Annotated in this window: 19 protein-coding genes; 7 read left to right on the forward strand and 12 right to left on the reverse strand. The window is 73.1% G+C overall.

All coding sequences use genetic code 11. The features are described 5' to 3' along the window. Positions 1-18: 18 nt before the first annotated feature. The 4 genes from ACGF0J_RS31155 to ACGF0J_RS31170 form a co-directional block, all read right to left on the reverse strand. The gene (locus ACGF0J_RS31155; protein WP_393151740.1) at positions 19-2,361 is read right to left on the reverse strand and encodes a [protein-PII] uridylyltransferase; all 2,343 of its coding nucleotides are present in this window, start codon (positions 2,359-2,361) and stop codon (positions 19-21) included. Then, positions 2,295-2,633 carry a P-II family nitrogen regulator gene (locus tag ACGF0J_RS31160; protein ID WP_393151532.1) on the reverse strand — a complete coding sequence of 113 codons (339 nt, stop codon included), beginning with the start codon at positions 2,631-2,633 and terminating at the stop codon, positions 2,295-2,297. The genes ACGF0J_RS31155 and ACGF0J_RS31160 overlap by 67 nt, the downstream gene beginning before the upstream one ends. Next, a complete protein-coding gene (locus ACGF0J_RS31165) occupies positions 2,630-3,940 on the reverse strand; it encodes an ammonium transporter (RefSeq protein WP_393151534.1) in 1,311 nt (436 codons plus the stop codon). The genes ACGF0J_RS31160 and ACGF0J_RS31165 overlap by 4 nt, the downstream gene beginning before the upstream one ends. A gap of 182 nt (positions 3,941-4,122) precedes the next feature. After that, entirely contained in the window at positions 4,123-4,866 is a 744-nt protein-coding gene (locus tag ACGF0J_RS31170; RefSeq protein ID WP_393151536.1) for a CGNR zinc finger domain-containing protein, read from the reverse strand. Positions 4,867-4,923: 57 nt separating this feature from the next. Here ACGF0J_RS31170 and ACGF0J_RS31175 point away from each other — a divergent pair, with 57 nt between their 5' ends. Then, positions 4,924-5,292, forward strand: coding sequence for a nuclear transport factor 2 family protein (locus ACGF0J_RS31175; protein ID WP_393151538.1), 369 nt, complete (start codon positions 4,924-4,926; stop codon positions 5,290-5,292). A 51-nt stretch (positions 5,293-5,343) separates the two neighbouring features. Here ACGF0J_RS31175 and ACGF0J_RS31180 read toward each other — a convergent pair whose 3' ends face one another. Both ACGF0J_RS31180 and ACGF0J_RS31185 read right to left on the reverse strand, forming a co-directional pair. Then, positions 5,344-6,285, reverse strand: a complete 942-nt coding sequence (locus ACGF0J_RS31180) for an RNA polymerase sigma factor RpoD/SigA (protein ID WP_101790387.1) — start codon at positions 6,283-6,285, stop codon at positions 5,344-5,346. 151 nt (positions 6,286-6,436) lie between these two features. After that, positions 6,437-7,123, reverse strand: a complete 687-nt coding sequence (locus ACGF0J_RS31185) for an SDR family oxidoreductase (RefSeq protein WP_393151541.1) — start codon at positions 7,121-7,123, stop codon at positions 6,437-6,439. 53 nt (positions 7,124-7,176) lie between these two features. Between ACGF0J_RS31185 and ACGF0J_RS31190 the strand changes: the two genes are divergently transcribed. The 3 genes from ACGF0J_RS31190 to ACGF0J_RS31200 are packed head-to-tail and all read left to right on the forward strand — an operon-like array spanning position 7,177 to position 9,430. Continuing rightward, complete coding sequence (locus ACGF0J_RS31190) at positions 7,177-7,710, forward strand: PadR family transcriptional regulator (protein WP_393151544.1); 534 nt, start codon at positions 7,177-7,179, stop codon at positions 7,708-7,710. An 11-nt stretch (positions 7,711-7,721) separates the two neighbouring features. Beyond that, positions 7,722-8,675 carry an ATP-binding cassette domain-containing protein gene (locus tag ACGF0J_RS31195; protein ID WP_393151547.1) on the forward strand — a complete coding sequence of 318 codons (954 nt, stop codon included), beginning with the start codon at positions 7,722-7,724 and terminating at the stop codon, positions 8,673-8,675. Beyond that, the gene (locus ACGF0J_RS31200) at positions 8,672-9,430 is read left to right on the forward strand and encodes an ABC transporter permease (protein ID WP_393151549.1); all 759 of its coding nucleotides are present in this window, start codon (positions 8,672-8,674) and stop codon (positions 9,428-9,430) included. Before ACGF0J_RS31195 ends, ACGF0J_RS31200 begins: the two co-directional genes overlap by 4 nt. Positions 9,431-9,432: 2 nt before the next feature. Here the strand turns inward: ACGF0J_RS31200 and ACGF0J_RS31205 are convergent, their stop codons facing one another. Continuing rightward, positions 9,433-10,266, reverse strand: coding sequence for a MurR/RpiR family transcriptional regulator (locus ACGF0J_RS31205; protein ID WP_393151551.1), 834 nt, complete (start codon positions 10,264-10,266; stop codon positions 9,433-9,435). A 49-nt stretch (positions 10,267-10,315) separates the two neighbouring features. Further along, positions 10,316-12,022, reverse strand: coding sequence for an ABC transporter ATP-binding protein (locus ACGF0J_RS31210; RefSeq protein ID WP_393151553.1), 1,707 nt, complete (start codon positions 12,020-12,022; stop codon positions 10,316-10,318). Between the two features lie 187 nt (positions 12,023-12,209). On the opposite strand from ACGF0J_RS31210, the gene ACGF0J_RS31215 reads away from it, so the two are divergent. Both ACGF0J_RS31215 and ACGF0J_RS31220 read left to right on the forward strand, forming a co-directional pair. Continuing rightward, entirely contained in the window at positions 12,210-12,791 is a 582-nt protein-coding gene (locus ACGF0J_RS31215; protein ID WP_393151555.1) for a PadR family transcriptional regulator, read from the forward strand. After that, positions 12,788-13,564, forward strand: coding sequence for an SGNH/GDSL hydrolase family protein (locus ACGF0J_RS31220; RefSeq protein WP_393151557.1), 777 nt, complete (start codon positions 12,788-12,790; stop codon positions 13,562-13,564). The genes ACGF0J_RS31215 and ACGF0J_RS31220 overlap by 4 nt, the downstream gene beginning before the upstream one ends. Positions 13,565-13,609: 45 nt before the next feature. Here the strand turns inward: ACGF0J_RS31220 and ACGF0J_RS31225 are convergent, their stop codons facing one another. Continuing rightward, positions 13,610-14,524, reverse strand: coding sequence for a hypothetical protein (locus ACGF0J_RS31225; RefSeq protein WP_393151559.1), 915 nt, complete (start codon positions 14,522-14,524; stop codon positions 13,610-13,612). A gap of 3 nt (positions 14,525-14,527) precedes the next feature. Continuing rightward, a complete protein-coding gene (locus ACGF0J_RS31230; RefSeq protein WP_393151561.1) occupies positions 14,528-15,283 on the reverse strand; it encodes a hypothetical protein in 756 nt (251 codons plus the stop codon). A gap of 124 nt (positions 15,284-15,407) precedes the next feature. On the opposite strand from ACGF0J_RS31230, the gene ACGF0J_RS31235 reads away from it, so the two are divergent. Beyond that, positions 15,408-17,285, forward strand: coding sequence for a DUF2264 domain-containing protein (locus ACGF0J_RS31235; RefSeq protein WP_393151563.1), 1,878 nt, complete (start codon positions 15,408-15,410; stop codon positions 17,283-17,285). A 24-nt stretch (positions 17,286-17,309) separates the two neighbouring features. Here ACGF0J_RS31235 and ACGF0J_RS31240 read toward each other — a convergent pair whose 3' ends face one another. Together ACGF0J_RS31240 and eat are read right to left on the reverse strand one after the other, a co-directional pair. Next, positions 17,310-18,014: a FadR/GntR family transcriptional regulator gene (locus ACGF0J_RS31240; protein WP_393151742.1), complete on the reverse strand. Its 705-nt coding sequence runs from the start codon at positions 18,012-18,014 to the stop codon at positions 17,310-17,312. Between the two features lie 153 nt (positions 18,015-18,167). Beyond that, on the reverse strand, positions 18,168-19,616 hold the full coding sequence (eat, locus tag ACGF0J_RS31245) for an ethanolamine permease (RefSeq protein WP_393151565.1): 1,449 nt from the start codon (positions 19,614-19,616) through the stop codon (positions 18,168-18,170). Positions 19,617-19,725: the final 109 nt, after the last annotated feature.

The following is a 19,725-nucleotide window of genomic DNA, read 5'->3' on the forward strand; positions in this document are numbered from 1 at the left end:
CCATCGCCGCCATGTCGGCTACCGCAACGCTGCGAGCACCTGATCGCGGACGAGGGCCCGCTGCGCGTCGTCGCTGAGGGGGCGTCCGGCGCGGTCCACCACATAGAAGACGTCCACCGCCTCCGCGCCGAGAGTCTCCACGCGAGCAGCTCTCACGTCAAGACCGCAGTCGCCGAAGGCCCTGCCGATGCGCCACAGGAGCCCCGGCCTGTCATGGGCCCTGACTTCGACCACCGTGGCGGTCGCCGAAGCGTCATCCACCAACGTCACACGGGGTGGGGCGACCGGCACGCGCGGAGGCCTGGCGGCCCTGCTCCGCCGCGCCAGGCGCTGCTCGATGTCAAGACGCCCAGCAAGGACCAGACGCAGATCCGCCTCCAGCGTGGCGGGGTCGGGCGGCGAACCGTACTCGGGCACGACCGAGAACTCGATCACCGCGGTGGAGCCGGCCGAGGCCGACGCCGCCGAGCGGACGATCAGCCGGTGGGCCGCCAGCACCCCGGCGGCGCTCCACAGCAGGCCGATCCGGTCCGGGGCGACGACCGTGACCGCTCCGCCGTTGACGCGCACGGCGCCGCCGCCGTGCCGGGCCAGCGCGGCCTGCTCGGGCGAGAGCGTCGGCGGTTTCGGCGGCGGCGAGCCGGACAGCACGGAACGCACCCGGCGCACCAGGTCGGCCACGAGACCGGCCTTCCAGGAGTTCCAGGCGGCCGGGCCCGTGGCGTGGCCGTCGGCGACGGCCAGGGCCGCCAGCAGGTCGAGCACCTCGCGCGAGCCGACCGTCCCGGCGACCTTCTCGATGGTGACCGGGTCGTCCAGGTCACGGCGGGTGGCGGTCTCGGGCAGCAGCAGGTGGTGGCGGACCACCGTGGCGAGGATCTCCACGTCGGAGGGGGGCAGGCCGATGCGGGCGCCGATGTCGCGCACCACGACCTCGCCCGTGGCCGAGTGGTCGCCCGGCCAGCCCTTGCCGATGTCGTGCAGCAGCGCGCCGATCAGCAGCAGGTCGGGGCGCGAGACGTCACGGGTGTGGCCGGCGGCGTTCGCGGCGGCCTCGATCAGGTGCCGGTCCACGGTGAACCGGTGGATGGGGTTGCGCTGCGGGCGGTGCCGGACGCGCTCCCAGTCAGGAAGCAACTTGACAAGGATGCCGGCCTGGTCGAGCTCCTCCCACACCGGCACGGCGGCACGGCCGGCGCCGAGGATCGACACCAACAGGCCGCGGGCCTCCTCCGGCCACGGCACGGCCAGCGGAGGCGACTGAGCAGCCAGGACGGACACCGTGGCCGGCGCCATGGGCAGTCCCGACTCGGCCGCCGCCGCGGCGGCGCGCAGCACGAGCAGCGGGTCCTTGCGAGGGTCGGCGCCGCGGGCGAGCACCACCTCACCGCCGTGCTCGACGATCCCGTCGGCCAGCGGACGGCGCCCGCGCGGGGCCGGCCCTGACACCAGCCTGTCAACCGTGCGCCAGGTGGCGTCGAACGCGTGGGAGACGGTCCGGCCGGCCTCGGCCAGCCGCCGCATCAGCGCCTCGGCGTCGAGCAGCCCGAGCAGGCCGGCGACCGCGTCCTGCTCCTGCAGGACGAGCCGGTCGGTGCCGCGCCCGGTGACGACGTGCAGCGCGTGCCGCACGTCGAGGACGAACTCGTACGCCTCGCGGGCCCGCGGGCCGGGCGCCGAGGCGACCCAGGCGGCGGCCACCGCCTGCATGGCCTGCACGTCGCGCAGGCCGCCGCGGCCGTCCTTGAGATCGGGTTCGAGGAGGAAGGCCAGCTCGCCGCTGGTCTGCGCCCGCTTGTCGGCCGCGTCGCGCAGCTCGCCGAGCCGGCGCCGGGAGTCGGCCCGCCACTCGGCGAGCACCGCCTCCCTGGCCCCGCGGGTCAGGGAGGGATCGCCCGCCACGTGCCTGGCCTGGATGAGGCCGAGCACCGCCTTGAGGTCGTCGCGGGCGACCGTCACGGCCTCGTCCACGGTCCGCACCGAATGGTCGAGGCCGACCCCGGAGTCCCAGACGGGATACCAGATGCGGTCGGCGATCCGGCCCACGTCGTCTCGGCCGTGGTGGAGCAGGACCAGGTCGAGGTCGCTGCCCGGGGCGAGCTCACCCCGGCCGAGGCTGCCGACGGCGACCAGGGAGACGCCTTCACCGTCGCTCGCCGTCCGGAAGAGGTCCTTGAGCCACCGGTCGGTGTCCGCCGCCCGCTCCTTGCGGGCGGCGGCGTACGAACGCGCTTCTCCCCTCAAGGCTTCCCCTCGCCTCGATGTGATCTGACGGTCCCGGCTACGGCTTTGCGCTACAGGGCGTCGGGGCCGCGTTCGCCCGTGCGGACCCGGACCACGGTGTCCACGGGCACCGACCAGACCTTGCCGTCGCCGATCTTGCCGGTCTGGGCGGCCTTGACGATGACGTCGATGACGTCCTCGGCGTCGTCCTCCTCGGCCAGGACCTCCAGGCGAACCTTGGGCACCAGGTCGACCTGGTACTCGGCGCCCCGGTAGACCTCGGTGTGGCCGCGCTGGCGGCCGTAGCCGCTGGCCTCGCTGACGGTCATGCCCTTGACGCCGAACTGCTCGAGCGCTGCCTTGACGTCATCGAGCTTGAACGGCTTGATGACCGCGGTGATGAGCCTCATGCCTCTACCTTCTTGCCTGCCGGGACGACGGAGCCGTTCGGGGAGGTCACGCCGGAGGCGTGCACCGTGCCGAGGTCGTAACCGGTCTCGGCGTGGGTGGTGATGTCGATGCCGGTGACCTCTTCCTCGACCGGGATCCGGAAGCCCATCACCTTGTCAATGATCTTGGCGATGACCCAGGTGACGACGAACGAGTAGCCGCCCACCGCGACCGGGCCGAGCACCTGCAGGCCGAGCTGGGTGAACCCGCCGCCGTAGAACAGGCCCTCGTTCTGCTGCTCCAGGAACGGGTAGCGGGCGAGGAAGCCCAGCGCCACCGCGCCGACCAGGCCGCCGACCATGTGGACGCCGACCACGTCGAGCGAGTCGTCGTAGTTGAACCGGTACTTCAGGCCGACGGCGTAGGCGCAGGCCGCGCCGGCGAGCAGGCCGATGACGATGGCCGCCCAGGGGTCCACGAAGCCACAGGCCGGGGTGATGGCGACCAGGCCCGCGACCGCGCCGGAGGCCACGCCGAGGGTGGTGGCGTGACCGTCGCGCCTCTTCTCGACCAGCAGCCAGGCGCCCGCCGCCGCGGCGGTGGCGATCTGCGTGTTCATGAACGCCAGGGCCGCCGTGCCGTCGACCGCCAGCTCCGAACCGGCGTTGAAGCCGAACCAGCCGAACCAGAGCAGACCGGCGCCGAGCAGGACCAGCGTGAGGTTGTGCGGCCGCATCGGCTCCTTGCGCCAGCCCTGCCGCCTGCCCAGCACGAGTGCCAGGGCGAGCGCGGCGGCGCCGGCGTTGATGTGGACCACGGTGCCGCCGGCGAAGTCCTCGATGCCGAGGGTGTTCAGCCAGCCGGTGCCCCAGACCCAGTGGGCGACGGGGAAGTAGACGAGCGTCGCCCAGACGATCGTGAAGAGCACCCATGCCCCGAACTTGGCCCGGTCCGCGATCGCGCCGCTGATCAGGGCGACGGTGATGATGGCGAACGTCAGCTGGAAGGCCGAGAAGATCAGGCTGGGCATGCCCGTGCCGTCGTCCTTCGTGGCCGTGTCCACCAGGCTCTGCAGGCCGAAGTGCTCGAAGCCGCCGACGAAGTTGTTGAGCCAGGACATCGGGTTGTCGCTGAAGGTGAGCGAGTGCCCGTACAGGACCCAGGTGATGGACACCGTGATGATGGCGACGAACGACATCATCATCATGTTCAGGACGCTCTTGGCCCTGGTCATGCCCCCGTAGAAGAACGCGAGGCCCGGAGTCATCAACAGCACCAACGCGGTGGCCGTGAGCATCCAGGCAGTCGTGCCGCTATCGATCTTCACGACGCGACCCTCCTTACATGTGACGTGTGGACACAGCGTGTTCGTCCTCGGTTTCGTGGCTCGACCAGGTGTGTTTCACGTCGGTGAATCTCGCGGAACGGGTGTTTCGCCGGTGTTTCGGATAAATCACACCCTGTATTCCGGACACGCGGGAACGCCGGAGCCGTGGCTCCGCAGGAAGGTCAGGAGCGGCGTGCGCGCATCTTGTGCCGGTTGCCGCACCGGCTCATGGAGCACCAGCGGCGCGCGCCGGGCCGGGAGGTGTCGAGGAAGATCAGGGCGCACCGCTCCCCCTCGCACATCCGGACCCGGTCCACCAGCGGGCTACTGAACAGCTCGATCGCGTCCCGCGCGACGGCCGAGAGGAACTGCGCGGCCGTCACCGGCTCGGCCCACCCTCGTTCCAGCCCCGACCCGGCGTCCCGGCCGGGCGCCCGGCTGACGACCGGCACGGGCGGCGGCGCCGCTGCGGCCTCGTTGACCGCTTCCAGCGCCCGCACGACGCCGGCCTGCCCGTCCCGGGGCGCCCCGCCGGGAGACGACCCGCCGACGGGCGACCTGCCGACGGACGACCCGCCGGGAGGCGACTCGCCGACGGACGACTCGCCGGGAGACGATCCGTCGAGGGGCGGCTCGGGGAAGGGCCGGGCGCCCGGGACGCGGCGGCCGGTGGCGTGTTCGGCGAGATGCAGGACGGCGGCCCGCAGCCGCTTGGCCGCCCGCAGGTCGCTCTCGTCCACGCTCACCGGGCCGGGAAGGCCGAGCCGCGATCGCGGGATCCAGGCCGCCAGGTCCTCGGGCGCGTGCAGTTGCTCCCACGGGTCGGCGGCCCCGGTGAGCAGGAACTCCAGGCACAGCGTCCCCGCGTCGAACCTGAATCGTTGCCCGTCGCGAGCCGTCAGCGTCATGCCACTTGCGTCGTCCACGAGCGAACTGTAACACTGACACCGGTTAAACCGGTGTCAGTGTGACATGAGAGGACCATGATGGACGAGCTGATCGAGCTGACCGAGCGGGCCTGGGAGGCCAACAGGAACGGCGACGCGGCCTTTTACGACCGCTTCCTCACCGACGACGTGGTGAGCGTGTCGCAGTGGGGCGTGCAGACCGACCGCGACGCGATCCTCAAGGGGTTCGCCGACAACCGGAACCCGTACACGCGGACGGACCAGTCCGACCACAGGGTCGTCATGCTCACCGACGACAGCGCCGTGCACAACAGCACCGTGGAGATCGACGTGCTCATGAACGGCACGACGAAGCAGACGATGCGCGTCTACGCCACGACGGCGCTGGTGCGCAGGGACGGCGCGTGGAAGGCCGCGTTGTTCCAGATCACGCCCGCCCCCTGAGCGGTCGGCCCGCCGCCGGGGCCCCGGGAGCCGCCCGGCCCCGCAAGGGGGTCAGGCGGCGGCGGTGGCCATCCGGCGCAGCCGGGCGAGCGCGTCGCGCTCGATGCGGCGGGCGCGGTCGCGGCCGATGCCGTAGCGCTCGCCCACCTCGGTGAGCGTGTGCTCGCGCCCGTCCACCAGCCCGTAGCGCCAGCGGAGCATGTCACGGGTGTCGCCCTCAAGATCGGTCAGCCACTCGTCGAGCCGCTCGCGCTCCAGGATGTCGATCGCCTGCTGCTCCGGGTCGGCCCAGGTCTCGTCAGCGATCATGTCGCCCAGCTCGGTCTCGTCCTCGTCACCCACGCCGAGCTGCAGCGACACCGGGTCGGAGGCCCAGCGGCGCAGCTCGCGCACCCGCTCGATGGGCAGCTCCAGGATCGCCGCGAGGTCGTCGTCGGTCGGCTCGACGTCGAACTCGGCCAGCAGGTCGCGGCGCACCCGCATCAGCCGGGTCATCTGCTCACCGGCGTGGGTGGGCAGCCGCACCGGCCGCGCCTGCTCGTGGATGGCCCGCCCGACCGACTGCCTGATCCACCAGGTGGCGTAGGTCGAGAACTTGTAACCCCGCCGGTAGTCGAACTTCTCGACGGCCCGGACCAACCCCAGGTTGCCCTCCTGGACCAGGTCGATCAGCGGCATCCCCCGGCCGGAGTACTTCCGTGCCACCGCCACGACCAGGCGCAGGTTGGCCTGGATGAACTCGTCCTTCGCCCGCCGCCCGGAGATCGCCAGGCGCTCCAGCTCCTCGTCGGCCGCGTCCCCGATGCGCGGCTCCGAGCCTCCGCGGTCGAGCAGGTGCTCGGCGAAGAGCCCGGCCTCTATCCGCTTGGCCAGCTCGACTTCTTCCTCCGCCGTGAGCAGCGGGACCCTGCCGATCTCGGCGAGGTAGGTCCCCAGCAGATCGCGCTCGGCGACGTGCTGCTCCTGCGCGCGACTCCCCGTTGGCCTTGCCATCCCCAGCGCACCTCGTTCCGCAGCTGCGTTCTATACCCGGCCAACGTCCGGACCGATGCAAAGATTCCCTAAAGGGGTACGACCAGCGGACGGTTCCGCGCGTCCTCCTCAAGGAGGAGGCGGGGGCCGAGGCGCAGAATCGGCGGCCGGGTCAGGAGACGGGACCGGCGGCCGGCCGCAGGGTCAGCTCGGTCAGGTGTGCGTCGGGACCGGCGGTGACGGCGGCCAGCACGGCCCGGGCGACGCTCTCGGGCCGCAGGTAGCGGCCCGGCTCGTACGGCCCGCCTTCGTGCTCGCGCACCCCGCGCTGCATGTCGGTGTCGATCCGGCCGGGGTACACGCTGGTCACCCTGAGCCGGGGCTCCTCGGCGCGCAGCGCGTCGGCGAAGGCGCGCAGGGCGAACTTGCTGGCCGAGTAGGCGCCCCAGCCCGCGCCGGTGCGCTGCCCCTGGCCGGAGTTGACGCACACCACGTGGCTCTCGGCCCGCCGCAGCGCGGGCAGCAGCAGCCGGGTCAGCTCGGCGACGGCGACGACGTTGACCTCCATCGCCGTGCGCCAGGCCGCGGCGTGGCTGTCGGCGATCCGGCCGAGCGGGGCGATGCCGGCGCTGTGCACCAGCACGTCGAGGCGGTCGACGCCCTCGACGTCGGCCGCGGTGACCTCGGTCAGCTCGACCGGCCAGGGCCGCGCGCCGGGCAGCTCGCCCGCCAGGCGGGCCAGGGCGCTCTGGTCGCGTCCGCCGAGCAGGAGGTCGTGGGTCGGCGCCAGCGCCCGCGCGACGGCCTCGCCCACGCCTCTGGAAGCTCCGGTGATCAACGCGGTGGGCCGTGTGGTCATGCGCCCAGTTTAGGACCTTGACGATGTACTCAAATTTGAGTACAAATTTGAGTATGTCCTCCTCGACCCGGCTTCTCATCCTCGGCACGCTGCTCGACGAGCCGCTGAACGGCTACCAGGTGCGCAGGCGACTGGAGGTGATGGGCGCCGACAGCTGGGCCAGCGTGGCGTTCGGCTCGATCTACCACGGGCTGTCCAAGATGGCCGACGAGGGCCTGCTCACCGTGGTCGAGGGCGGCAAGGGCGGCAAGACCGTCTACGCGATCACCGAGGCCGGCCGCGAGGAGTTCCACCGCAACCTGCTCCTGTCCTGGCACGAGGTGCGGCCCATCGTGGACCCCTTCCAGGTCGCCCTCACCTACGCCGACCGCCTCGACAGGGCGGACCTCATCCCGGCGCTGCACCACCGGATCCAGGAGCTGCGGCGCTCGATCTCACTGATCGAGCACGCCTACGGCGCCAAACAGCGCTACGGCGCCCCCCGCCACATAGACGAGAACCTCCGCCTCACCGCCGCGATGTTCGCCGCCCAGCTCACCTGGGCCGAGGACGCGCTCACACGGGTGGAGGCGGGCGAGCTGTTCTGAAGGAGGCTCACATGATCATCGAGGCCCACGACTTACGCAAGACGTTCACGACCCGCGGCCGGAAGGGCGGACAGACCGTCGAGGCCGTGCGCGGCGTCGACCTGGAGGTGAGGAAGGGCGAGATCTTCGGCGTCCTCGGCCCGAACGGCGCGGGCAAGACCACCACGATCAGGATGCTCGCCACGCTGATCGTCCCCGACTCCGGCGCGGCCACGATCGCCGGTCACGACCTGCTGCAGGATCCGGGCGGGGTGCGCCGCAACCTCGGCTACGTCAGCCAGGCCGGCGGCGTGGAGGAGAACACCACGCCCCGCGCCCAGGTCATGATGGCCGCGCGGATCCACGGCGTGGCCGACCCCGCGCGGGCCACCGCCGAGGTGCTGGAGCGGTTCGCGCTGACCGAGACGGCCGACCGGCCGGGCCGCACGCTGTCGGGCGGCCAGAGGCGGCGGGTGGCCATCGCCCTCGGCCTGGTGCACGGCCCGCCGCTGCTGTTCCTGGACGAGCCGACCACCGGCCTCGACCCGCAGAACCGGGCCAACCTCTGGGACCGCATCCGCCAGTTGCGCGAGCTGGGCACCAGCGTGCTGCTCAGCACCCACTACCTCGACGAGGCCGACGCGCTGTGCGACCGCCTGGCGATCGTGGACCACGGGCGGGTGGTGGCCCAGGGCACGCCGGGAGAGCTGAAGAGGGACGTCTCGGGCGACGTGGTGACGCTCCGGGTGGACGACCCCGCTCGGGCCGCCGAGACGCTCAGCCCGTACGCGCGGGAGACCCGCCTGGACGACGAGGTGCTGCGCGTGTACGTCGACGACGGGGAGCGGGCGCTGCCCGCGCTGCTGCGCACGCTGCAGGACGAGGACCTCGCGCTCACCTCGATCGCACTCGACCGGTCCACGCTCGACGACGTCTTCCTGGCCAGGACCGGCCGCTCCCTGCGCGACACCGGAGCCGCCGCGTGATCCGCCACGTGGTCGGCCACACGGGCCTCTTCCTCGGCTACGAGCTGCGCAACACGTTCCGCAACCCGGTCTGGCCGCTGTTCGGCATCGTCCAGCCGGTGCTCTACCTCCTGCTGTTCGGCCCGCTGGTCGCCGGGTCGGCGGGGCAGTCCACGGCCGACATGCTGACGGGGTTCACCCCGGGCATGCTGGTGATCACCGCGCTGTTCGGCTCGATCGGCGTCGGCTACGGCATGATCTACGAGCTGCGCAGCGGCGTGCTGGAGCGCGTCGCGGTCAGCCCGGCCTGGCGCCCGTCGATCGTGCTCGGGCGGACCCTGCGCGACGGCGTCGTGCTGATGCTCCAGTCGGTCGCCGTGGTGCTCATCGCGCTGGCGATGGGCATGCGGGCCAGCCTGCCCGGCGTCGCCGTCACGGTGCTGCTCATCGCGGTGACCGGCCTGTTCGCCTCCGGCATCGGTTACGGCCTGGCGCTGTCGCTGCGCGACGAGAACGGCATGGCGCAGATCATGCAGTTCTTCGCCCTGCCGATCATGCTGCTGTCGGGCGCCCTGCTGCCGATGGCCCTGGCCCCGGAGTGGATGCAGCGGGTGGCGGTGCTCAACCCGATGTACCACCCGGTGGTGGCGGGCCGGGCGCTGTTCGCCGGCGACCTGGCCGACCCCTCGATCCCGGTGGCGTTCGCCGTCATGCTGGCGCTGGCCGCGCTGACCGTGACCTGGTCGGTGCGCTCGCTGCGCCGGCTGGCCGGGTAGGGCTAGCGGCGGTCCACGGGCGCGAACGTCCCGATCTCGCCGGTCATCCGCTCCCACTCCTCCAGCCGCGCCCTGGTGCGCAGCGGCGCCGCTTCGGCCATGGCCTCCACCAGCGCCATGGCCAGGGCCAGCGGCGCCGCGTGGGTGCTGGACACCGGCCGGTCGCCGACGGGCGCGTCGAGCACCACCTCCGCCGGGAAGTCGGGCCGGTCGGTGATGACCGCCGTCTTCAGCCCCAGCTTCCCCGCGTACTCCAGGGCTCGCACCGCGTCGGCGGGATACGGGGGCAGGACGACCGCGAGCACCCATTCCGCCCCGGCCCGGCGGGCCGCGTGCAACGCGTCGGACAGCTCGCAGCCGCCGTGGCTCAGCAGCCGCACGTCCGGGTGGATGCGCCGGGCGAAGTGGGCGAGGGTGGTCGCCGGCCCGCTGGAGGCCAGCAGCCCGACCACGGGCAGCGGCTCGGTGGCGGCCAGCGCCTCGCCCAGCTCCTTGAGCGGCAGCGCCGGCAGCCGCTCACGCAGCCGGGTCAGGCCGCGGATCTCGTCGTCGATGGCGCCCCTCAGCAGGCTCTCGTGCGAGCCGTCGGCCGCGCCGCCCAGCACCAGCGGCCGCAGTGCCTGCCGCAGCTCGGGATATCCGGCGAACCCCAGCACGACCGCGAACCTGGTCACGGACGGCTGGCTCACGCCGGCCCGCTCGGCCAGCTCGACGCTGGACAGGAAGATGGCCTCGTCGAGGTGCTCGGACAGGTAGTGGGCGATCCGCCGCTGCACGGGCGACAACCTCCGGCCGTCCAGCAACCCGTCGAGCCCGCTGTGGTATCCGCCTGTCACGCCACCTCTAACGCCCCTCCCCCCGCTCCGTCATCCCCCGTCCCACATGTCAGGACACGAGGAACTGGGTGGCGGCCAGCTCGCGGTAGAGCTCGTCGTGCCCGACCAGCTCGTCGTGGGTGCCCACGGCCCGCACCTCGCCCCCCTCCATGACGACGATGCGGTCGGCGTTGGTCACGGTCGACAGGCGGTGCGCGATGACGAGCACAGTCGTCTCGGCGGCCACCTCGGCGATGACCTCGCGCAGCCGCAGCTCGTTGACCGCGTCGAGCTGCGAGGTGGCCTCGTCCAGCAGCAGCAGCCGGGGCTTGCGCAGCAGCGCGCGGGCGATCGCGACCCGCTGCCGCTCGCCGCCCGACAGCAGCACGCCGCGGTGGCCGACGGCCGTGTCGAGGCCTTCGGGCAGCCGGGCCACGAGGTCGTCGAGGCGGGTGCGGGTGACGGCCCGCCGCAGGTCCTCCTCGGTGGCGTCCTGGGCGGCGAACAGGAGGTTCTCCCGCAGGGTGCCGGCGAGCACGGGGGCGTCCTGCTCGACGTAGCCGAGCGCCGCGCGCAGCTCGGCCAGCGGCCAGTCGCGGATGTCGCGGCCGCCGACCGTGATCGTGCCCTCCTGGTGCTCGTAGAAGCGTTCGAGCAGGGCGAACACGGTGGACTTGCCGGCGCCGGACGGCCCCACCAGGGCGGTCAGGCCACCGGGCGGCACCTCGAAGCTCACCCCGTGGTGGACGGCCGGCCGGTCCTCGCCGTACCGGAAGACCACGTCCGCGAACCGCACGCCGACCGGCTCGGCCGCGGAGGGGGTCGCGACCGCGACCGGCTCGGCGGGCAGGTTCTCGATCTCCTTGATCCGTTTGACAGCGGCCAGGCCCTGCTGGAGCTGGACCGCGCCCTCGACGAGCTGCCCGATGGGCGCGACCAGGTAGAACAGGTACAGCAGGAACGCAATGAGCGACGACACCTCCAGCGTGCCGGCGGAGACCCGCGCGCCGCCGACGCCCAGCACGCACAGGAACGCGATCTGCACCGCCATCCAGGTCGCCACCCCGGCGAGCGACGTCCAGCCGGCGACCTGGAGGCCGCGGTCGCGGGCGCGCTCGGCCGCGACCGCGACGACGCCGATCTCGCGCTCCTCCGCCCCGCTCGCCTTGACGGTGCGGTACGCCTGCAGGGCCCGGTCGAGCACCGCGCCCATCTCGCCCACGGCCTCCTGCGCGTCCTGCTGGGCCCGCTGGATCCGCGGCATGAGCAGCCCGGTCATGCCGCCGATGACGACCACGACGAGCAGCGTGACCAGCAGCAGCACGCCGTCCATGGTGGCCATCATGACGATGGCGCCGACCAGCATGAACACCGAGCCGACCGAGTTGACGACGCCGTTGGTCAGCACGGCCCGGAGCAGGGTGGTGTCTCCGGTGACCCGGGACATCAGGTCGCCTGGCTTGAGCCGGTCCACGTCGGCCACCTTGAGCCGGAGCAGGCGGTCGACCAGCTTGCGCCGCGCGCCCAGCACGATGCCCTCGCCGGTGCGCTCCATCAGGTAGTTGCCGCCGGCCGAGACCACCGCGCCCACGAGGACGGCCACGGTGAGCCCGATGAGCGGCCCGGCCATCGACCGGTCCGCGCCGAAGGCGTCCACGACGTACTTGGCGAGCAGCGGCATCGCGAGCCCCGCGACGGACCCGACCAGGCCCAGCAGCCCGCCGATCACAAGGATGCCCCGGTGCGGGCGCATGTAGACGAGTAAGTCCTTGATCACCAGTTGTCCTCTCCAGAGGTGCTCCGACAACGCCAACGAACGGCGACGCGCGATCCACACCCGTCAACCTAAATTGACAACCGAAGTATGTCAACTTTGATTGACGCCTCATCCTCCAGGAGGAGACGACCGCTCAATCGCTATAGTCATGAACATGACTACTCATCATCATGATCAGGCCTAGCCGGTGGCGCTCCGGCACGCCGTGCTCGCCGCCCTGCTCGACGGCGAGTACAGCGGCTACCAGCTCGCCAAGGTCTTCGACGTGGGCGTCGCGAACTTCTGGTACGCCGCCCCGCAGCAGCTCTACAGCGAGCTGACCAGGCTGGAGGGCGAGGGCCTGATCAGCGGCCGGGAGGTCGTCCAGCACGGCCGCCCCAACAAGCGGGTCTTCACCGTCACGACGGCCGGCCTCGACGAGCTCGCCGCCTTCGCCGCCGCCCCCGCCAGGCCGCTGCTGCTCCGCGACGAGCTGGTCGTCAAGGTGCACGCCGTGGACGTGCTCGACCCGGCGCCCGTCGTCGCCCAGCTCCGGGAGCGGGCCGACCAGGCGGCGGCCAGGCTGGCGCTGTTCGAACGGACGCTGGAGCGCCTGCGCGGCGACGTGGACGAGGAGACGTTCCTCCGGCACGGCGAGCGCGTCGGCCCGTACCTGTCCTGCCTGGCCGGCTGCCGGCTGGAGCGGGAGACGCGCGACTGGTGCCTGGCCACCGCGCGAACGCTGAGCGAGCGCGCCACCCGCGCCCGCGCCGGAAGGGAGCCCCGATGACCTACACCCGCTACGTGGCGCTCGGCGACAGCCAGACCGAGGGCCTGGGCGACGGCGACGACCTGCGCGGCCACCGGGGCTGGGCCGACCGGCTGGCCGAGCACCTCGCGCGGTGCGAGCCCGGCCTGCTGTACGCCAACCTCGCCGTCCGGGGCCGCCTGGCCGCCGAGGTCCGTGACGAGCAGCTCGCCCCGGCCCTGGCGCTGCGGCCCGACCTGGCGACCGTCATGGCCGGGATGAACGACCTCATCCGCCCAGGCTTCGACGCCGCGAAGGTCGTCGGCGTGCTGGAGGAGATGTTCGCCGCCCTTTCCGGCGCGGGCGCGCGGGTCGTCACGGTCACCTTCCCCGACCTCGGCAAGATCGCCCCGGCGGCCCGGCCGCTCCTGCCCCGGGTGCTCGCCTACAACGCCCACGTGCGCGCCGCCGCCGCCCGCCACGGCGTCACGGTGGTCGACACCTTCCCGTACGCGTTCTTCACCGACGCGCGCATGTGGAGCACGGACCGGCTGCATGCCAGCCCGCTGGGCCACGCCCGCTTCGCGGCCGCCGTCGCCCACACCCTCGGCCTGCCGGACAGCGACGACACCTGGACGCTCCCCCTGCCGCCGCTGCCTCGCCCCACCGTCTGGCGGGCCGCGGTCACGGAGGCGCGCTGGCTCGCGGGGTTCGCCGCGCCGTGGATCCACCGCCGGCTGCGCGGCCTGTCGTCCGGCGACGGCCGCACGGCCAAGCGGCCCACGCTGTCCCCGGTCGTCCCCGTGCCGGACTGACGGCCCGCCCGGGAGAGCGCCCCGCCACGAGGGCCGGCCGCCGGATCAGTCGACGGCGGGCAGGTCGGGGTCGTCGTAGTCGGCGTCGCCGTCCTCGGACCGCCGCAGCCTGATGTCCTCCGCCCAGGCGCGGGCGAACGCCCGTACGCGCGCGGTCTCCGTCCCGTCCAGCCCGCACGCCCGGAACGCCTCGTCCGGCATCAGCTCGGCGAACTCCAGCCGCATGACCAGCTCGGGCGGCGCGAAGTCGTCGAGGTACGGCCTGGCCAGCGCCTCCAGGTCGCGGAAGGCGCGCGACCGGCCGGCCCGGGCGGCCACCGCGAGGTCACCGGCGAGCCCCCGGTCGTGCAGCGCCCGCAGCGCCAGCCCGACCGCGTCGTCCACGTCGAGCACCCGCAACCCGACCCCGTCATCCACGTCGAGCACCCGCAACCCGACCCCGTCATCCGCGTCCAGCACCCGCAACCCGGCCGCGTCATCCGCGTCCAGCACCCGCAGCCCGGCCGCGTCGAGCGTCCGCGGCCCGACCAGCGTGACGGCCGGTCGCTGCAGCGCCTCCCGGTGCAGGACGACCTCCCGGCTCTCGCCCGTCACCGGCTCGCGCACCGCCAGCCTGGCCTCCCGGTGCGCCACCGAGCCGGACCCCGCCTCCAGCCCCGCCTCCAGCCCGGCCTCCAGGAACCCGCGCCACAGCGCCTCGGCCACCTCCGTCGGGGACCGGCCGGCGTCGGCGACGAAGTGGATCTCCTCGCCCGGCCGGTCGGTGAGGCCGTGGAACGCCAGGGCGTGGCCGCCCGCGAGCACCAGTCCGCGGCGGCCGGCGACGGGCAGCACGGCGGCCGGCAACGGGCCGTCCAGGCCCGGCACGCGCGCCCGCGAGCCGTCCGGCGCGTCTCGTCCCGGCAGCGTCCCCGGCGGCGTCCCCGGCGGCGTCCCCAGCGGTGACTCCTCTGGCGGCATGGATCAAGTATGCCGACGGCCGCGGCGGGTGGAGGGCAGGTCGTGCCGCCCCGACAGGAACTCCTGGAAGGCGATCTTGGCGACGATCACCGGCCGCCGCCAGCGTTCCTCCCGGTGGATGGCCGTGGCCATCTTGCGCGGCGAGCGCCTGGCGAAGAACCAGTGCGCCCACGGCGACCCCGGCCGCGCCAGCCGGATCGCGCCCACGACGAGCAGCACCGGCACGAACAGCCCGACCAGTCCCGTCCAGATCTTGCCCTTGAGCAGGGTGACGACCGCGAGCACCAGGTTGGCCACGATGAGCACGGCCGGGTTGACGGGTGTGCCGTAGTCCCAGGTGAGCGGGCGCAGGCCGATGAGCAGCAGGCCGGTGACGGCGACCGCGACGAACACGGCGTCGACCGAGGTGCGCCCCTCCTCCTCCCAGTAGACGTCGTGCAGGTGCAGGATCAGCGCGAACTCGTCCAGCACCAGCGCCGAGCCGACTCCGAAGACCGAGGCCGCGGCGGCGTAGCCGACCTGCGAGGCGGAGGAGACGACTAATCCGGTGACGCCGCCGACGAGCATGAGGATCACGCCGAAGACCACGTGGTGGATGTGCATCTCGCCGACGTTTACGTTGCGGAACCAGCCGACCTTGGCCCTGATCAGGCGGACGTTGATCCGGGTGGCGATGAAGGCGACGATGAGCGCGACGAAGTAGCAGAACAGCGGTAGCCGCCCCGTCGCGATGATGCTCTGCTGGAACCAGTTGGCCATGTCTCCAGCTTCGATGGTACGAGCCCGCGCGGGCGGGCACGCTCGCGCGGGCTCCTCTGTTCCGGTCGGAGGTTCGGGGGCCATAATGACGGAAAGCGCTTTCCAGACCTGGAGTGTGTGCCGCATGATCCCGTTGCCGCCCGAGAACCGCTCACTCAGCCCGCACACCGGCTGGACCCGTGCCCACTGGGAGGCGGTCGCCGACGGGCTGCTCGCGGCCGTCGAGCCGTTCCGCTCCCCCGACGGCGCGGAGGTGAACCTGCCCGGCCGGGAGAGCTGGTCGCGCTGCGACGGCATGGAGGGCTACGCGCGCACGTTCCTGCTCGCCGCCTTCCGTGTCGCGGGCGGCGGTGACCCCGCGCCGCTGGAGCCGTACGCGCGCGGCCTCGCGGCGGGGCCCCGCGTGTGGCAGCCGGTCGGCGACCGCACGCAGTCCATGGTGGAGGCCGCCTCGATCGCGCTGGGCCTGTGGCTGACCCGTCCGCACCTGTGGGACCGGCTGGACGGCAGGACGCGGGCCGTGGCGGCCGACTACCTGTCCGCCACGCTGCGCCACCAGCCGGCCAACAGCAACTGGTGGCTGTTCCCCGCCACGGTCGGCGGCTTCCTCGCCTCGGCCGGGCTGCACACCGGGGAGGCCGAGGCGGCGGTGCGGCGCGGGCTGGCGCGCATCGAGCCCTGGTACGCGGGCGACGGCTGGTACTCCGACGGCCCCGGCCGCGCCTTCGACCACTACAACGGCTGGGCCCTGCACCTCTACCCGGCGTTGCTCGCCCACCTGTCGGGCCGGCAGGCGGGGGTGCACGGCGAGCGGTTGCGGGACTTCCTGGCCGGGTTCGCGCTGACGTTCGACGCCGACGGCGGCATGCTCTACCACGGCCGCTCCCTGACCTACCGGTTCGCCTCGGTGACCGCGCTGTTCGCCGGGGCGCTGGTGGACGCGACGCCGCTCGCGCCGGGGCAGACGCGGCGCATCGCCTCCGGCGTCCTGCGGCACTTCCTGGACCGGGGGGCGCTGTCGCCCGACGGCCTGCTCACCCTCGGCTGGTACGGCCCGTACGAGCCGGCGCTGCAGCCCTACTCCGGCTGGGCGTCGCCGTACTGGGCCGCGAAGGCGTTCCTCGGACTGCTGCTGCCGCCGGACCACCCCGTGTGGACCGCCCCCGAGGAGCCGGGGCCGACGGGGACCGCCGCCCTGCCCGGCCCCGGCTTCCTGGTGCGGAGCTCGGACGGCGTCGCGACGCTGGTCAACCACGGCAGCGAGAAGTACGCCGACGACCCCCTCTACGACCGCTACGCCTACTCCTCCCGCACCGCCCCCACCACGGCGGGCGCCGTCCCGGACAACCACTTCGGCACGGTGACCGAGGACGGCACGCCGGCCCCGCGCGGCCCGTTCACCCCCGTGGGCGCGGGGACGCTCGACGACGTCGCCTGGGCGGCCTCCCGCAGCGCGGGAGCCGAGAGCGTCAGCGTGCTGCGCGGCCCGGTCGAGGTGCGGATCCACCGGGTCGCGCCCGGCTCGCGCGTCCGCCAGACCGGCTGGGCCCTCCCCCACGCGACGCCCGCCGACGCCGCCGGTCCCACCGACTCCGCCGACGCCGCCGGTCCCGCCGGTCCCGCCGGTCCGGTCGTCGCGTTGCGCTCCCCGGACGGGCCCGAGACGCTGCTCGCCGGCCTGCACGGCTACGAGACGGCGGCGGCGGTCGAGGCTCCGGACGGCACCGCGTTCGGCTCTCCGGCGCTGGTGCCCGTGCTGGACGGCGTCGCGCTGGACGGCTGGGCCGTCGCCGTGGCCGTCCTCGTGGGCCGGGACCCGCAGGCCGGCCCGACCGGGGCGGGCGCGCAGGCCGGTCCGACCGGGGCGGGCGCGCAGGCCGGTCCGACCGGCGCCCGCGCCGCGGGTCTGCCCACGGCGCGGGCGGACGGCGGGCGGGTGCTGGTGACCTGGCCGGACGGCACCGCGCACGCCTTCACCACGGACGGCCCCGTAACCGCCTGACGGGAGCCACTGGGTCGGCCGGGACTACCCGAGGAAGGCCCGCAGGAGGGCGGCCGTGCCCTCCAGGTGCTCGGCGACCGCGCGGCGGGCCGCCTCCGGGTCGCCCGCCAGGATGGCCGCCACGATGGCCTGGTGCTGGCTGGCGGCGTGGTCGAGGTTCACCTGCAGCATGGGAATGGCGTTCAGCAGGTCGCTGACCCGCAGCCGGGCGTCGGCGCAGGCCGCGGCGAGCAGCGCGGAGCCCGTCAGCTCGGCGATGGACAGGTGGAAGGCCGTGTCGAGGCGGCGGTAGTCCTCGACACGGGCCTCCTCCAGGTCCATCAGCCTGCCGCGCAACAGCGCCCGCTGCTGCGCGGTGAGCGGGGTCGCGGCCAGCACCTGGGCGGCTCCGCACTCCACGGCCATCCGGAAGGTCAGCGCGTCGTTGAGGTCGGCGGCGCCCATGTCGGTCACCACCTGGCGCAGCACTCCGGTGCCGGGGGCGGGCGGGGTGTAGGTGACGAACGCGCCGCCGTAGCGGCCCCGCCGTACGTCGAGGTAGCCCGCGTCCTGCAGGGCGCGGATGGCCTCGCGCAGGGTGACGCGGCTGATGCCGAGCCGGACGGCGAGCTCCCGCTCGGGCGGGAGCTTCTCGCCCGGCGCCACGACGCCCAGCTTGATCACTTGGAGGAGGCGCTCGACGGTCTCCTCGAAGGCGTTGCCGGCGCGCACCGGGCGCAGCACCGTCAGCGGGCCCGGGCCCGCTGAGGGGCGATCGCCGTCGCCCCGCGGCGTGTCCGCCCGTGTCTTCTGCCGCTCCTGCCGCGCTGGCTGTTCCACGTCGTCCTCTGGGTCGGGGTCAGGGCACCGATGGGTTCACTGGCCGACCCTAACCCGCCGGCGTCAGGCCAGTTCCTGCTCGGCCCGCTCGATCGCCTCGAACTCCTCCTCCGGGGCGTTGGCGACCAGCCGGTGCCGGCTGTAGAACCAGAAGTACGCCAGGTGCGCGACGAAGATGCCGGCCACCCACAGCGCGGCGACGATGTCGACCAGGAAGACCGCGACGACCGCGGCCAGGGCGAGCACCAGCGCGATGCCGGTGGTGACGACGCCGCCCGGCGTGCGGTAGGGCCGGTCCAGGTTCGGCTCGCGCCTGCGGAGCACGATGTGCGACAGCATCATCAGCACGTACGAGATCGTCGCCCCGAAGACCGCGATCTGGATCATCAGGTCGCCCGCCTGGGTGATCGCCGCGAGCAGGAAGCCGATCGTACCGGGCACGATGAGCGCCAGGTACGGCGTGCGCCGCTTGCTCGTGACGGACAGCCAGCGGGGCAGGTAGCCGGCCCGCGAGAGGGCGAAGAGCTGCCGCGAGTAGGCGTAGATGATGGAGAAGAAGCTGGCGATCAGCCCGGCCAGGCCGACGTAGTTGACGAAGTCGGCGAGGAAGTTGTCGCCGCCGTAGGCGGCCCTGACCGCGTCGGGCAGCGGGCTGTCGCTGCTGGAGATGGCTTTCGCGCCGCCGCCGCCGGGCGCGAGCAGCAGCATGAACGTCGCCGTCACCAGCAGCACCATCATGCCGGCGATGATGCCCTTGGGCATGTCGCGCCGGGGGTCGCGGGCCTCCTCCGCGGCCAGCGGCACGCCCTCGATGGCCAGGAAGAACCAGATGGCGTACACGAGGGCGGCCCAGACGCCGATGGTGCCGAACGGCAGGAACGAGCTGGCCCCTGGGGCGTCGGTGGGCGCGATGTCGAACAGCCGGGCCGCGTCGAACTTGGGGATCATCCCGATCGTGAAGGCGACGAGCGCCACGAGCGCGATGCCGGTGATCACGAACATCACCTTGAGCGCCTCGCCGACGCCCCACAGGTGCAGGCCGACGAAGATGACGTAGGCCGCGAGGTAGACCGGCCAGGCGTTGGTGAGCCCGAACAGGCCCAGCGCCTCGACGTAGCCGCCGATGAAGACGGCGATCGCGGCCGGCGCCACGGCGTACTCGATGAGGATGGCCACCCCGGTGGCGAACCCGCCGAGCGGGCCGAGGGCGCGGCGGGCGAAGCCGTAGCCGGCCCCGGCGACCGGGATGCTGGAGGACATCTCCGCCAGCCCCAGCACCATGCAGGTGTACATGATCGCCATCAGGACGGTGGCGATGAGCAGGCCGCCCCACCCGCCCTGTTCGAGGCCGAAGTTCCAGCCCGCGAAGTCGCCCGAGATGACGTAGGCCACGCCGAGCCCGGCGAGCAGCACCCATCCCGCCGCGCCCTGCTGGAGCTTGCGTTTCTCCAGATAGTCGGCTGACACCTTCTCGTAGTCGACCCCATGGACGTGTCGTTTGCTGTGGACCACGGTTCGCCACCTCCGGCGCGGGCCAGGCCGTCACCCCTCCAATGGGCCACGGCCGGACCAATAGTTCTATGCGGTGATGTTTCGCCGCCTTTGTCCACCCGTCAAGCCC

The sequence above is a fragment of the Nonomuraea sp. NPDC047897 genome, assembly GCF_043204415.1.
Taxonomy (GTDB): Bacteria; Actinomycetota; Actinomycetes; order Streptosporangiales; family Streptosporangiaceae; genus Nonomuraea.